Source organism: Pedobacter sp. GW821-FHT01D05 (genome assembly GCF_059422505.1).
Map to the genome: position 1 here is coordinate 258,817 of NZ_JBWKXA010000004.1, position 15,201 is coordinate 274,017.

Genomic DNA, 15,201 nt, shown 5'->3' on the forward strand with positions numbered 1-15,201 from the left:
TGTTAACGATATTGAGATTCAGATAGCGGCAGCGGAATGGCATAGTTTACGGTAATATTGGATGTACTTGCGCCGTTTGGAATTGAGGTAACATTACGGCGCTTGTAGTAATAAAAAAGCTGACCTTCACCGTAAAACTCCTTCTGGTATTCTTTCTGTAATTCTGTATTAATATTTACCGTGGTGGCTAGGTTGGTAAGTCCACGGTTAAATCGAACAACATTTAAATAGTTATTAATCCCGTCTGCAGCATTTGGTTCTGACTCTGCAGCGATATAATATAATTCGCTGATTTTGATGAGGGGAATTGTAAACCGGAATAGTTTATTCTTATCAACCACATCAGCATATTTTAAAAATGTTTTGTATGGTTTAAGCCCGTTTGAGGGTGCCTGCCAGTTTAAATTATACCGATAATCATTCTCATTATTTTCGAATACAGCTGTAAGCCTTGCAGGAAGTGGCGCTAAAATATTTGGATCTGTATTGGATGGATCAAAAATAGAAGTGTAGGTGTTATACAGTTGTGTATTCAAAACGCCAAATATCATTTCCGTAGAAAATATCCGGTCAGGGTTTATTTTTTCAGAAAGCGCATTGGTTACTGTTGTCCACGGAAAGAAACTAGCCTTTTCAATTACTGATTTGGCCGCTGCCAATGCAGAAATCTTATCTCCCCTGTATAAAAATACCCTAGCCTGCAGGCCTTTTACCGCATAATAATTAAGGCGATAATTTCTATTGTTTTTTAAGAAATCGGCCGTTTGGGTATTTGCCACTAAGTTGACTCCGGATGTAATAACCACATCACCTTTGAGCAACTCTTCTGCCTTCTTTAAATCAATTATAACCTTGTTCATAAATTCGTTTGCAGGCAATAACGGATTGATCGAGATTTTTGTCGCATCATAATAAGGCAAACTCTGTTTGGTAGAATCAACAGTGCTATACCGAGGACCAAATAAACGCAGCAAATCAAAGTGTAGGTAAGCCCTTATAGCTAAGGCTTCTCCTTTATATACAGATTCGGTATTCTGATCAACAACGCCTTTATACTTTTCCAGGTTCTCTAAGAAGCTGTTTACATTAAGGATGCCTGCATAGGCATCAACCCAGGCAGCGTCTAATTTGGTAGTAGCTGGCACATCTGTATAAGCATAATTGGCTATTTTAGTCAAGCTATGTGTAGACGGAATATTATAACGTTGCGCCAATACTTCTGTGGTATTTAGTGTTAGGTTTTCACCATATAAATTACTACTGGCTAACGAGATATAAATTCCGTTCAGAACAGATTCTATTCCCTTCTTGGTAGAAAAAAGTTGCGTTTCCATCACTTTGTCCTCAGGCTGCACCTGCAAAAATTTCTTACAGGCTCCAAGTGTAATCACCACTGCTAGAGAACCTACTATTAGTTTGAAATAATTCGTTTTCATATCTAAAAGATTAAAATGAGGCTTTAAGTGAAAAGGCTAATGTTCTTGCGTAAGGATAATCTATACCCCTTTCTCTCCGCACCGTTGATAGGTAGAAAAGATCGTTGGTTTGTAAGTTGAGGCTCAGGTTGGTCAATCCGGCAGTTTTTAGCCATTTTGCCCCATCAAACATATACCCAAAATTTAACGACTCGCTGGTAAACGAGTTTTCTGTCTGAACAAATCTTGACGATTGCTGGGTAGTCGCTGTTTGTGAAATCCCTTTGAACTGTGCTACATCTCCAGGACTTTTCCAACGGTCGTAAAGTGCCCTTTTATCCTGGTTTAAAGCTGCATCGGCAAATGAAATGTTTTCAACTTTGTTAAATAAGGCCCAATTGTAAATGTCGCCGCCTAATTTATACCTGAAACTTGCTCCCAGGCTGAAATTTTTATACCGTAAATTGGTAGAAACTACACCTTCTACTATTGATACAGTATTACCTACGTTTGTAATATCTGCTACATTATAATCGAAGGTATACTGGCCATCTTTTGTCAGAAAAATTTCTCTGCCTGTTGCAGGGTCAATTCCCAGTGATCTTACTGCCCAAATAGCCTCCGCACTGTTTCCATCGTTGTATCTGATTAATGAACTGATGCCTTCTTGTTTTTCCTGTTGCTTATTAAGTGTGTTTAAAGTATTGCCGAAACCACTATATCTGCTTTTATATGATGAACCGGTTACACCTATGCTCCACGTGAAACGTTTAGCCAGGTTATAAATCGGAAAGAAAGTTAGTTTGGTTTCCAAACCCTTATAGGTAAGTGCCCCAATATTGTAGGGAAAAGCAACGACACCGGTAGATGATGGTAAATCGACAGGAACAACCAATGGATCTGTTTTCTTATTGTATGCATTAACATAACCTGTAAAACGGTTATTGAATAAGGCAAAATCGATTGATGTACTGATTTGTCGGGTTTTCTGAGCAGCTAGGTTAGGATTTCCCAATGTACTTAAAGTAACCCCCTGACCAAATTGATTGTAATTGGTATTCGTATTGTAATTATATATTGAAACAGAACTTGTATTACCATAATTCTGGTTACCGGTTATACCCATATTTGCTGTTAGCCTTAATGAGTTTATCCAGGCACTACCTTTTGCGAAGCTTTCGTTGTGGATATTCCAACCTAAACCAAAGGCGTAGTAAGGCGAAAACTGTTTATTGCTACCATACGCTGTTGATCCGTCCAATCTATATACCGCATCCGCTAAGTACCTGTTATCATAAGAATAGTTGGCGGATACTGTAGAATTTAGAGTTCTGTAAATACGGTTGCTTGCCGAAGGCGCCTCATCTAATTGATAGCTATAGGCAAAGCGGGGATTTCCTGAATTTCCGGCAGGGAAGCCCTCTGCAACACTGCCATAACTACTGTTATTTTCTTCCGAAACAGTATTTCTCCAGTTTGCGTTGATTACGTGTTTTGCAGCAATTACCGTGTGATAAACAAGCATTAAATTGGCTTGATAAGAAAAATTCTCCGCGCGGTAATCGGTATATTTACCTTTTCTTAAATTTGGTGTATTCAGAAATTCTGACATTTCAGACGACCTATAATCTTTATTAACCGAAGTTCCCTTTGTAATTTGTAATCCACCGTTCAATCGGAAGGTTCTACTTAAGTCATAATTCAAATTCAAATTGTTTTGAACCTCAAAGCCCTTTTTTGTGCTGTATTGAGGTTGTGTCGCATCGAATAGCGGGTTGGTTACATAAAGTTCTGTTCCATTAGAAGTTCTTGAAACCTCTAAATATCTGTTTTCATTGCTCTTTTCAAAATAAGGATTAGCATTAACGAAGTTAGAAAACGATCCATATGGCGAATCGCTACTGGAATTTCCCCTTATATAGGTAATGTTGTTGATGTTAAATCTTGAAGTCCTATAGGTAAGGTTAATGGTACCACTGTAACTATCCCTTCCGGAACCCTTCATTGCACCTTTACCCGTTCTGTAATTCATTCCTAAATTATAAACAAAAGTATTGTCACCCCCAGATGCATTAATTGAATTATTGGTAGAATAGCCGGTTTGTATTGGCTCACTTAACCAATAGCTATCTACTCCCCTTTGTACATTTGCCAGGTGCGAATTGTAGAGTGCGTCTAAATAAATAAGTTGAGTAGGATTTGCCTCTGCAGCAGTATATCTGCCTGATAGGCGTTCAAATTCCAGTTTTTCTGCCGCATTCATCATGTTGTAAGCAGAAAGATCTGGTAATTCTACCCGGAAATCCTGAACATAACTGAACCTCAGTTCGCCGGGAACAGGTTTAACAGTCTCAATTACAATTACACCATTAGAAGCCTGTGCCCCATATAACGCTGTTGATGCTGCATCTTTTAAAATGGTAACAGAAGCTACCCTGTTCATGTCAAGATCAACAATGGTTTGTAGGGTAGTTGGAAATCCATCTAAAATAAATAGCGGTTGATTGGGATCCTGCCCGAACTGATCTTTTAATGTGGTACCGGGAATACTGCTTTTACCACGAACCTCAATAACAGGTAAAACATTCGGATTTGAACCTGCTGCAACATTTTCCATCACCAGAAATGACGGGTCTACTGTTCTTAAACTTTGAATAATGTTGTTATTTCCAATCAATTTAAGGTCCTCACCCGAAAAAACGGCTGTTGTACCTGTAAAACTATCCTTACGCCTGTTAATTCCCGTCCCGGTTACAACAACCTCTTTATCCAAATTAGTGGTGCTTTCTTTCAGAATAACCGAAAGCGAAAATGTTCCGCCATCCTTTACATCACCTGGCACTGTTTTCGATTCATATCCCATAAAAGAAATCATGAATTTATATGGCCCAGCCACTAGTCTTGGAAAGCTAAATACGCCGTTCTTATCAGATGAGGTTGTTGTTTTAACCCCCGTTTGCACATTTTGAGCGATAACAGTTGCGCCAACAATGGTTTCTTTTGCGTCTTTAATAACCCCCTTAACAGATGGCGTTTGTGCATAGGCGCTTAGCCCAAGATAAAGGCAAAGCAGTAGCAGTAAGACACGTTTTGGAACGTTCCTTTTAGTAAAAATTTTAATCATGAAGTTAGTTAGTTTGGTCTAGTTGTGTTTAGGTTTTTGTTTACTTCTTCTTTATATTATATCCCACGGCTGTTTTTTCTGGAGTCAGGTTATTGAGCGAACAAAGCATATTTAAGAAAGAGTCAATGTCATCGCGTCCGAATTCATATTGTCCTGTAAATACTTTTTTGTTTAACTGACCTGCAGAATATTTTATTTTAATGTTCAATTTCGTTTCAAGTGCATCAAAAACGCCTGCTAAAGATTCGTTATCGAAAATAATGGCATTTTCGGTAACAATAGCCTTGTTCTGGTCTAAAGTTTCCAGTTGCTTAGCTGGCAGGATATTAACCTCTTTCACATTTGCAACGTAGGTTTGCATATTTACCGTAAATACTTTCCCCGGTAATAAATACACTGTTTTAACACCTGCTGCCAGCAATTTATGTTGAGCCTTAACCACTACCTTTCCTTCAATTAATCTCACTTTAGTGTAAAGCCCTTTTTTAAAGGCGGTTATTTTAAAAACCGTACCTAAAGCAGTAGTAGCCAGATTATTGGCAAAAACCGTAAAAGGTTTGGTCTTATCTTTATGCACCCTGAATAATGCCTGTCCGATCAAAACCACATCTCTTTTTCCCTGATCAAACGGAAAATAACTCACCTCACTGTTTGGATCTAGTTCAACAATAGTTCCATCCGGAAGCGTGTGCGTCTGTTTTATAGGAGAGGTATTGGTCACAAACTTAGCAACTCTAGCAGGCACCCTCGCTTTAGTTAAAGCAGTAACATTAGATTTAGAAACCTGATTACTGTTAAATTTATAAACCACCAACCCTATAGTAGCAATCAATGCTATCGAGGCGGCATAAGCCAAATAACGCAACCGGTTTCTCTTCATTTCTATAGTATCGTGGATATGGTCTAATACATTTACATAAATCCGGTCTGATACTTCGCCATCAACGTTTTCATTCGGTTCAAAATGCGCCCACTCCTCGCTGTTTAAATAAATTTCACGGTTATCTCCATCAGCTAAAAATTTACTTACCATGCGGGCTTCCTCGGCAGTACACTGGCCGGCAAAAAACTTCTCAACAAGCTTTTGGTTGATTTGCATAACTACATTACGTTTTTGAAAGCACTTTACCCCTATAGGGTTGAAATTATTTTATATAATTTCTGAAAAAACGGTTTTTATAACCAAAAAAGGCAATAATTATTTATTAATAATGGCCGACATGATGATGGCCAAAGAAATAATGGAAGAAAACGCAGCTCTTAGCTGTTTTAATGCCTGTGATATATGATTTTCGACTGTTTTTGGAGAAATAGAAAGCATTTCTGCAATTTCTTTATAAGAATAGCCCTCTACCTTACTTAATTTGAATACTTTTTTTCTAACAGGAGCCATTTGTTCGATGGCCTGCTCAAGTGCATGGTGCATTTCTGGTTGATCAACTTCATTCTGCAAAGCATAATCATTTTCCACTATAGTCAAATGTTTTTTGCCAACTGCCTCCTTTCTAAGTTGATCGATAAGGATTGTACCCGCAATGCGGAAAATCTGAGCTGATAAACTATATTCCGAAGAAAGACTTTCTCTCTTTTCCCAAAGTTTGATAAAAGTAAGCTGCACCACCTCTTCGGCCATGTAAACTGAACCTGTTTTTTTCAGTACATAAGCGTAAAGTTTTTGGTTGAACAAACGGTAAACTGTTTGAAAAGTTTGTAAGCAACCCGACGCTAAATCAACAACATAGTCCATTAATAGGGATTCCTGAGAAAATAAAAAGGGTGATTTTACTAGTTATTCGGAGCGGATGATAGGCCAAAGATATTTTTTCATTAAATAAGAATCAACCCATTGTTAAGTTTTTCATGCATTTTAATGAAAAAACAAGCTTTTCCTTATTAAACAAACGTTTGTCTTATTTTTACCATTTTCATCATTTTATAAGAATTTCTATTAAAAACCGGTAAATAGTTAAAATTGATAACCAATTTGTAATAAACACGTTATCCTAATATCAGATTTCTTTCAATTGATTAGAACTATTTTTACATTTACAGTGATATGGTGAGCAATAATTACAATGATCTATTAGGGAAGATAGACGAGTTTATCCGCAAATTTTACCTGAATAAAATTTTGCGGGGCAGTATTTACGCTGCAGCCATACTTTTAGGGCTGTATCTCCTTGTTTTCCTAAGTCTGTATTACCTCAATCCAACTGCCGGCTTTAAAACCTTTGTATTTTTTGCCTATCTCCTCATTGGTATTCTACTGGTTGGCTTTTTAATCATCAAACCCTTGCTTTCCATGCTCAAACTGGGCAAACACCTCACTTTCGACGAAGCATCGGTTATCATTGGAAATCACTTTTCCGATATTAAGGATAAATTATTGAATACCTTACAACTTCATCATTTATCCGAAAATCATCCTGAAAACAACCACCTTATTCTCGCCAGTATCGATCAAAAGATCCTTGAACTTAAACCTGTCCCCTTTTACACCGCCGTTAGCATTAACGATAACCGGAAATATTTAAAATATCTTTTTGTTCCTCTTTCTATCATTCTACTTATAGCCATTATCGCGCCGACTATTTTACGCGAGGGCACGAATAGTTTCTTTAAGTACGATGAGTACATTGCACCTAAAGCACCTTTCAGTTTCACAGTTTTAAATAAGAGTTTAACAGCTACACAAGGTGATGATGTAACCCTAAACGTTAAACTGGCCGGCGACGAACTCCCTGCCGAAATTTACGTTGAAGACGGAAAAAACACCTATAAACTCGAAAAAGAGAGCATCAGTAAATTTAATTACAACATCAAAAATATACAGAGCGATAAAAAATTGGTTTTTAAAGGAGGTGGTTTTAGTTCAGCTGTGTTTACAGTTTCGGTTAAACCACGCCCTGAACTACTAAATGCAACCGCAACTTTAAATTACCCTGCTTATCTGGGTAAAAAACAGGAACTGATTGCCAATGTTGGCGATATGCTCTTACCCGAAGGCACAAAAGTTACCTGGAACTTTAAAACTGGCCAGAGCAGTTCACTCCTGTTCATTTTAAATGGAACCGAAAATGTTTTAAAAGTTGAGGATAATGAATCGGCCTTTAATGCAACCATCAGGAACAATTCAAAATATAGCGTTACACCTAAAAACCAATACGTTACCATTAGAGATTCGCTTTCACACCAAATTACCGTAGTTAAAGATCAGGCACCGGGTATCAACGTTGAAGAAAAGCCCGACTCTGCGAGCAATAAAGCTTTATATTTTAGCGGACAAGTAACTGACGATTATGGTTTTAGTAGATTAAGTTTTAAATACCATCTCAAAGAAAATAATCGTATTGTGGGTACAGTTACCAAAAATATTGCCATTAAGAGCAATGCGACAGAAAATAGCTTTTTCTATTTCTGGGATTTAAAAACTGCGGCTGCCAAACCTGGTCAGGAAATTGAATATTATTTTGAAGTAGCCGATAATGACGGTGTAAATGGCGCAAAAGTTACCCGATCGGAAATTAAAACCTTTAAACAGCCTACTAAAAAAGAAACTGCCGAACAGGTAAATGCCAGCAACCAGGCATTAAAACAAAAAATGCAATCGGCCATACGCCTCGCCAATACCATTGAAAAAGAAAGTAAAAAGGTAGCCGAAAGCCTCATCGATAAAAAACAGATTTCTTTCGAAGATAAAAAACAGATTGAAGCCCTTTTAGACAAGCAGAAACAGCTTGATGAGGCTGTTAAGGAAATAAAAGAACAGAACGATAAAAATATTCAGCAACAGGAAGACCAAAAGCAAACCGAAGAGCTTCTGGAAAAACAGAAACAGATTAAAGACCTGTTTGATAATGTACTGGATGAGAAAACAAAAGAACTTTTGCAAAAGCTGCAAAATCTGATGAATGAGAAAAATAAAGACCAAACGCAAAATGAGCTCTCGAAAATGCAATTGGACAATAAAACCCTCAAAAATGAACTCGACAGGATTTTAGAACTCTACAAACAATTAGAATTTGAACAAAACCTCCAAACCGATATCGATCGGCTAAATGAATTGGCTAAAGAACAAAAGGAACTTGCTGAGCAAACCAAAGATAAAAAACAGGACAATGAATCGTTGAAGCAAAAACAGGATGCACTCAACAAAGAGATGAAAGACCTGAAAGACGATCTAAAAAAGCTGGAAGAAAAAAATCAATCACTTGAAAGGCCCAATCCTTTCGAAAATCCTGAAAAAGAGGTGCAGGATATACAAAAAGAACAGCAGGACAGTAAAGACGCTTTAGATAAAAAGGATTCGAAAAATGCAAGCCAGAAACAGCAAAAAGCTGGCGAACAGATGGAAAAACTTTCTAAAAAAATGAGTGATATGCAGCAACAGGGCGAAGAAATGGAGAACAACCTGAATGCCAAAGAGTTGCGCCGCCTCTTGGAAAACTTATTGACTACTTCTTTTGATCAGGAAAAAGTAATGCTTGCTTTAAAGAAAATGACCGCGGCCGATCCTTCTTATACCAGCAACGTTCAGAAACAGCGTAGCATTAAAGATAACCTTAAAACTATTGCGGATAGCTTATATAGCTTAAGCAAACGCGTTCCACAGATAGAATCGACAGTTAATGAGGAGATGAACAAAATCAATTTCAACCTGGATAAAAGTTTGGAAAGTTTGGGTGATAGGAGAACACCTGAAGCTAACCGTTTTCAGCAGTTTACCATGACTTCTATCAATAATCTGACCTTGATGTTGAGTGAAGCGCTTAGTCAGTTGCAAAACATGCAGAAAAACGGTAAGGGGGGTAGCGGAAAGAAACAAAAACAAGGGATGAAGCAGCTTTCGCAGATGCAGGAACAGTTGAATAAAAGCATGCAAAAAGCCCGGGAGCAAATGCAAAAATCGGGCGATAATCAAGGTAAAGTTGGCAAAGGACAAATGAGCCAGGAGTTTGGTAAGATGGCCCAGCAGCAACAAATGATCCGTCAGGCGCTCGAGAAGATTAACCGTGAAGAGAACAAGGATGGCACAGGTAAAATGGGCAACCTAAACGAAGCCATTAAAGAAATGAAACAAACCGAGAGCGATCTGGTTAACAAACGTTTGCAACAAGAGACCCTAAACAGGCAAAAAGACCTCTTAACAAAGTTATTAGAGGCAGAAAAAGCCGCACGCGATCAGGAAGAAGATGCTAAACGGGAAAGTAAAGCTGCTAAAGAGTTCCCTCCATCTTATCAAAAAATGGTCGATCAGTTTAAAAAACAGCAACAAAATGGTAATGAGATGCTGCAAAAAATGCCTCCTAGTTTAAATTATTACTATAAAAACAAGATCGCTGAATATTTAAAATCGTTGAATATGGTGCGATGATGTTAGGAGTTGCATCACCCTGAATTTATTTCAGGGTCTTTGTCCAAAAGATGCTGAAACAAGTTCAGCATGACGACTGTCGGAATATTTCTTAAATTTGCGGCCATAAACACCACAATATGCCTGCAATATCATTTTTCACAGAATCAGTTAGCTATAATCTTCCTCAGAAGCTTAAGGTAAAGAAGTGGATTAAAGCTACGATTGAAAAAGAAGGCTTTAAATTGCAGGAGCTTAATTTTATTTTCTGTAGCGACGAATACTTGCTGGGTATCAACCAGCAATATTTAAACCATGATACTTATACCGATATCATCACTTTCGATAACTCAGAAGAAGAAAAACAGATTGTAAGCGATATTTTCATCAGCATAGAGCGCGTTAAAGAAAACGCCAAAACCTTCAAAACAATCGAATTTGATGAGGTTTGCCGCATTATGATCCATGGTACGCTCCATTTACTGGGTTACAAAGACAAAGGAAAAGCCGCTAAAAGCCTCATGACGCAAAAAGAAGATGAGTATTTAAGCTATAGAGCAGAAGCTGGCCTGATCTAAGTTTCTTTTTAGTTACACATTACATTCATTTTCAGGTTATCCACTGGCCTTTTATCATTCGCGTGGCAGAACCAACTGACCACAGCAAATGACTCACCTTTTATTTACTTCCACTCAAGTAAACCACTACTAGCATTTTTTAATGCATAAATTTCGGGGTTTAAACGGGCTTTGTTCGGGTACCATTGTCACAACTCTGTCTTAAGTCCGAACTAACTCCGAACCAAACCCGTCTCAACCGTTAATTTTCCATAAGTTTTTTGCCAGCTCTTTCAATCAGACTTTGCTGTATAGTACATTTTAACAGCTAATTTTAAATCTATTGTTATCAATTTTGTTTGGAATACCTTCCTGCGCTTGTTTCCCGTTTGTCTAATAGTTATGGGCGTTCGTCGACAATTAGACTATACTGGTATAATACACCGAAATTCCCTGCAACATTTTCAACCAATTGCAGTCTTATATTCAAAAAACGGCAATTACATAATGCGCTGGAATTTATATCCTGTGCATTATATCAAGATAAAGTTTAGTTTTAGTTAATGATTGAAGCAGCGGTGGAGCGAGTCCGACCGCTGTTTTCTTTTTACTGAAATGATGCAGCAATGCCACATGAACTAAGAACAGACAATCCAATACATCAATATTCTGCCATTTTTAGCTGATACAGAAGCCCTTTACAATTTGATTATGCCGTTCCAAATATTTTATACTTACTTTTGCACTAATTTTCCTTTATAAATCCGAAATACAAAAAAATTGAGCACACTAATTGCGGCAGAAGGCTTAGGGCATGGTTATCATGACGAATGGCTATTTAAAAATTTAACCTTGGGTATTAACTCTGGTCAGCGCGTGGCGTTGGTTGGAATTAATGGTGCAGGTAAGAGTACACTTTTGAAATTATTGGCAGAAAGGTTCCCTCCGCTCGAAGGTAAAATTGTTAAAAATAAAGCTGTTAAAATCGGTTTTCTCGATCAGGAGCCACAATTTACTGAAGGCTTTTCTATTAGCGACCACATATTCTCGCTAGAGAATAAACAACAACAGTTGATTAAGGAATATGAAGAATTAATTGAAGACCCTAATCCAGATGAAAAAACGCTTAACCGTTTATATGAAGAATTAAGCGAGCACAATGCCTGGGAATATGAACATGAGATTAAAACCATTTTAAACAGAATGGGTATTACTCATCTTCAACAGAAAATATCTACCCTGTCTGGTGGGCAAAAGAAACGTTTGGCCCTGGCTAAGCTTTTAATTGAAGATCCGGAAATTTTGGTGCTTGATGAGCCAACCAACCATTTGGATATTGATACCATTGAATGGCTGGAGAAATTATTAACTACCGGGCAAAAAACAATTTTACTCGTTACCCACGACAGGTACTTTTTGGATAATGTTTGCAATACTATTGTAGAGCTAGACAGAGGAAAAATATTTAACTATAACGGAAATTATGCTTATTTCTTAGAAAAGAAAAGCGAAAGAGAAGCTTTAGACGCAACGGTTTTACACAAGAACCAACAGCTGTTAAAGAAAGAATTAGAGTGGATGAGGCGCATGCCACAGGCCCGGGCAACGAAATCTAACGCAAGAATTAATGCTTTTTATGATTTAGAGGAAAAAACCAAGAAAAAGACTGATAATCAGAGCATTAACCTCCAAATGAAGATGTCTCGTCAAGGTGGGAAAATTATTGAGCTGGAACACATTCAAAAAGCTTTTGACGGACGTCCAATCATTAACGATTTTAGTTATACCTTTAAAAAAGGTGATCGTATTGGCTTGGCTGGAAAAAACGGAACCGGAAAATCTACTCTATTAAATATTATTACCAGCCAATTGAAACCAGATGCAGGTAAAGTAGACACAGGTGAAACTACTGTTTTCGGCTACTATAAGCAGGGCGGATTAACCTTCGATCCGAAGGAAAGAGTAATTGATATTGTAAAGTCTGATGCCGAATATATCAAGATGGCTGACGGTTCGGTGATTACTGCCTCTGCCCTATTAACCTTATTTCTATTCCCGCCCAAGAAACAACATGGCATGGTTGAGAAATTAAGTGGTGGCGAAAAGAAGCGTTTGAACCTGATGAAAGTACTGATGCAAAATCCAAACTTTTTAATTTTGGATGAGCCAACCAACGATCTTGACATCGACACACTGAATGTTCTTGAAGAATTTTTAGAAAACTTTCCCGGCATATTAATGCTGGTTTCTCACGATAGATACCTGCTCGATAAAATGAGCGATCAAATATTTATCATGGAAGGTGAAGGTGTAGTTAAAATTTATAATGGTAATTATTCTGAGTACCGTTTAAGTTTAGAACAACCAAAAGTAAAAGCAGAAACCAAGAAAACCCCTGCTCCTGTTGTAGAACAACCACCTATCAAAACGGCAAAGAAATTAAGCTTCAAGGAGCAAAAAGAATTAGAAGATAGCGAAAAAGGTATTGCAGAAACAGAAAACAAAATAGCTTTGCTTAACGAAAGCTTAGTTAAAATTGACGCGACCGACTATATAAAGATTCAGGAAGTTTCCGCCGAGATAGAATCACTTCAAGCAAAGCTTGACGATCTCACCATGCGTTGGCTAGAACTTTCAGAATAACAAAAGCGCAATTCAAAGATGTTTTCCGCGTTATGTTTCACGTGGAACATCAACAAATCGTCATGCTGAACTTGTTTCAGCATCTCGTAATACTAAAATAAAAACCAATTGTTCCACGTGGAACAATTAAAGAAATATAAAATAAAATGTTTTCAAAATACGATTTGATTGTTGTTGGTGCTGGTCACGCAGGCTGTGAAGCTGCTGCTGCTGCTGCCAATTTAGGATCATCTGTTTTATTAATCACAATGAATATGGGCACCATAGCCCAGATGAGTTGTAACCCTGCCATGGGTGGCGTAGCTAAAGGACAGATCGTTCGAGAGGTGGATGCAATGGGTGGTTACTCAGGCATCATTTCTGATAAATCGACTATTCAATTTAGAATGCTCAACAAATCAAAAGGTCCCGCAATGTGGAGCCCAAGAGCACAGATTGATAGAATGCGCTTTGCAGAAGAGTGGCGCTTAGCACTAGAAAGAACACCTAATCTTGATATATGGCAAGATAGTGTTGTAGGTTTATTAGTGAAAGATAATACGGTATATGGTGTTAAAACTTCTTTAGGTATCGAAATAGAAAGTACAGCAGTAGTCCTTACCAATGGAACTTTTTTGAACGGTGTAATGCACATCGGAGAAAAGAAATTTGGAGGAGGTAGGACAGCCGAAAGAGCATCGACAGGAATTACAGAGCAACTGGTAGAACTAGGCATGGAAGCAGGCCGAATGAAAACCGGTACTCCCCCGCGCGTAGATGGAAGAAGTTTGGATTATACCAAAATGGAAGAACAATGGGGTGATGAAAACCCAGGTAAATTCTCATACACCGATACCGAAGTTTCGACCGATCAGCGTTGTTGCTGGATCACCTATACTAATGGAGATGTTCATGAAACTTTAAAAGAAGGTTTCGAAAAGTCGCCAATGTTTACCGGAAGAATTAAAGGTTTAGGGCCAAGATACTGCCCATCCATTGAAGATAAAATTAACCGTTTTGCTGAGCGTGACAGACACCAGATTTTTGTTGAACCTGAAGGATGGAATACTTGCGAAATTTATGTAAACGGATTTTCGACCTCACTTCCGGAAGATGTACAGTTTAAAGCTTTAAGGTTAATACCAGGTTTTGAACAGGCCAAAATGTTTAGACCAGGTTATGCAATTGAATATGATTTCTTCCCACCTACCCAACTATCATTAACACTAGAAACTAAATTGATCAGCAATTTATTTTTAGCCGGACAGATAAACGGAACTACTGGATACGAAGAAGCGGCTTGTCAAGGTTTCATGGCGGGTATAAATGCACATCAAAAAATCACTGATAAACACGAACTGATCATGAAAAGATCTGACAGTTATATTGGTGTTTTAATTGATGACCTGGTAACTAAAGGAACGGAAGAACCTTATCGCATGTTTACGTCGAGGGCAGAACACCGTTTATTATTGAGGCAGGACAATGCTGATATCCGCTTATCTCCTATCGGACATGAGCTTGGTTTAATTTCTGATGAGCGTTTAGAAAAGGTAAATCAGAAAATTGCAAATGCTGATGCTTTGGTTAAGTTCAGCAGAAATCAGGGTATCGAAATGAGCGACGCCAATCCAATGCTCGAAAGTTTAGGATCAAGTGCTTTAAATCAAAATGTAAAAATACATAGCCTAGTTGGCAGACCTCATGTTGGTTTACCCGATCTGATTAAAGTAAGCAAACCGCTTGCTGAAGCGACAAAAGATCTCGACAATGAGACAATTGAACAAGCTGAAATCAAAATCAAATATGAAAGTTATTTTGAAAAGGAAAATGAAATTGTAGCTAAAATGCTGAAGATGGAAGACAAAGAAATCAAGCCAGATTTCGATTACAATAAAATTGTTTCCATTTCAAAAGAGGCCAGGGAAAAATTATTTAAGATCAAACCACGGACTTTGGGTCAGGCATCGCGGATTTCGGGCGTTTCACCTTCCGATATATCAGTTTTAATGGTTTATATTAATAAGTAATTGATAATCAATACTTTAACTATTTAAAAACAGACTTAAAATAAAGCGATATAAGCTAAAAAAAAGATTTTTTAATGTTACGGTTCCAAAAAGTATAAAA

General features: G+C 37.7%; 8 protein-coding genes. 4 read left to right on the forward strand and 4 right to left on the reverse strand.

The genetic code is table 11. The features are described 5' to 3' along the window. Window positions 1-2: 2 nt before the first annotated feature. The 4 genes from AC07VK_RS16195 to AC07VK_RS16210 form a co-directional block, all read right to left on the reverse strand. Complete coding sequence (locus AC07VK_RS16195) at window positions 3-1,436, reverse strand: RagB/SusD family nutrient uptake outer membrane protein (RefSeq protein ID WP_492961727.1); 1,434 nt, start codon at window positions 1,434-1,436, stop codon at window positions 3-5. Window positions 1,437-1,446: 10 nt separating this feature from the next. Further along, window positions 1,447-4,539 carry a SusC/RagA family TonB-linked outer membrane protein gene (locus tag AC07VK_RS16200; protein WP_492961729.1) on the reverse strand — a complete coding sequence of 1,031 codons (3,093 nt, stop codon included), beginning with the start codon at window positions 4,537-4,539 and terminating at the stop codon, window positions 1,447-1,449. A gap of 40 nt (window positions 4,540-4,579) precedes the next feature. Further along, window positions 4,580-5,638, reverse strand: coding sequence for a FecR family protein (locus AC07VK_RS16205; protein WP_492961731.1), 1,059 nt, complete (start codon window positions 5,636-5,638; stop codon window positions 4,580-4,582). Window positions 5,639-5,737: 99 nt separating this feature from the next. Next, the gene (locus AC07VK_RS16210; RefSeq protein WP_492961733.1) at window positions 5,738-6,286 is read right to left on the reverse strand and encodes a sigma-70 family RNA polymerase sigma factor; all 549 of its coding nucleotides are present in this window, start codon (window positions 6,284-6,286) and stop codon (window positions 5,738-5,740) included. Window positions 6,287-6,595: 309 nt separating this feature from the next. Here AC07VK_RS16210 and AC07VK_RS16215 point away from each other — a divergent pair, with 309 nt between their 5' ends. The 4 genes from AC07VK_RS16215 (at window position 6,596) to mnmG (ending at window position 15,101) form a co-directional block, all read left to right on the forward strand. Further along, window positions 6,596-9,913, forward strand: a complete 3,318-nt coding sequence (locus tag AC07VK_RS16215; protein WP_492961735.1) for a DUF4175 family protein — start codon at window positions 6,596-6,598, stop codon at window positions 9,911-9,913. Window positions 9,914-10,032: 119 nt separating this feature from the next. Then, a complete protein-coding gene (ybeY, locus tag AC07VK_RS16220; RefSeq protein ID WP_492953821.1) occupies window positions 10,033-10,470 on the forward strand; it encodes an rRNA maturation RNase YbeY in 438 nt (145 codons plus the stop codon). Window positions 10,471-11,229: 759 nt separating this feature from the next. Then, window positions 11,230-13,092 (forward strand): ABC-F family ATP-binding cassette domain-containing protein, encoded by a 1,863-nt coding sequence (locus tag AC07VK_RS16225; protein WP_492961737.1) that lies wholly within the window; start codon window positions 11,230-11,232, stop codon window positions 13,090-13,092. A 146-nt stretch (window positions 13,093-13,238) separates the two neighbouring features. Next, window positions 13,239-15,101, forward strand: coding sequence for a tRNA uridine-5-carboxymethylaminomethyl(34) synthesis enzyme MnmG (gene mnmG, locus AC07VK_RS16230; RefSeq protein ID WP_492961739.1), 1,863 nt, complete (start codon window positions 13,239-13,241; stop codon window positions 15,099-15,101). The last annotated feature ends 100 nt before the right edge of the window (window positions 15,102-15,201 follow it).

What these genes read in the sequence shown, in the direction of transcription:
- AC07VK_RS16195 (WP_492961727.1), bottom strand. Translation starts at nt 1,436, where the DNA reads ATGAAAACGAATTATTTCAAACTAATAGTAGGTTCTCTAGCAGTGGTG.
- AC07VK_RS16200 (WP_492961729.1), bottom strand. Translation starts at nt 4,539, where the DNA reads ATGATTAAAATTTTTACTAAAAGGAACGTTCCAAAACGTGTCTTACTG.
- AC07VK_RS16205 (WP_492961731.1), bottom strand. Translation starts at nt 5,638, where the DNA reads ATGCAAATCAACCAAAAGCTTGTTGAGAAGTTTTTTGCCGGCCAGTGT.
- AC07VK_RS16210 (WP_492961733.1), bottom strand. Translation starts at nt 6,286, where the DNA reads ATGGACTATGTTGTTGATTTAGCGTCGGGTTGCTTACAAACTTTTCAA.
- AC07VK_RS16215 (WP_492961735.1), top strand. Translation starts at nt 6,596, where the DNA reads ATGGTGAGCAATAATTACAATGATCTATTAGGGAAGATAGACGAGTTT.
- ybeY (WP_492953821.1), top strand. Translation starts at nt 10,033, where the DNA reads ATGCCTGCAATATCATTTTTCACAGAATCAGTTAGCTATAATCTTCCT.
- mnmG (WP_492961739.1), top strand. Translation starts at nt 13,239, where the DNA reads ATGTTTTCAAAATACGATTTGATTGTTGTTGGTGCTGGTCACGCAGGC.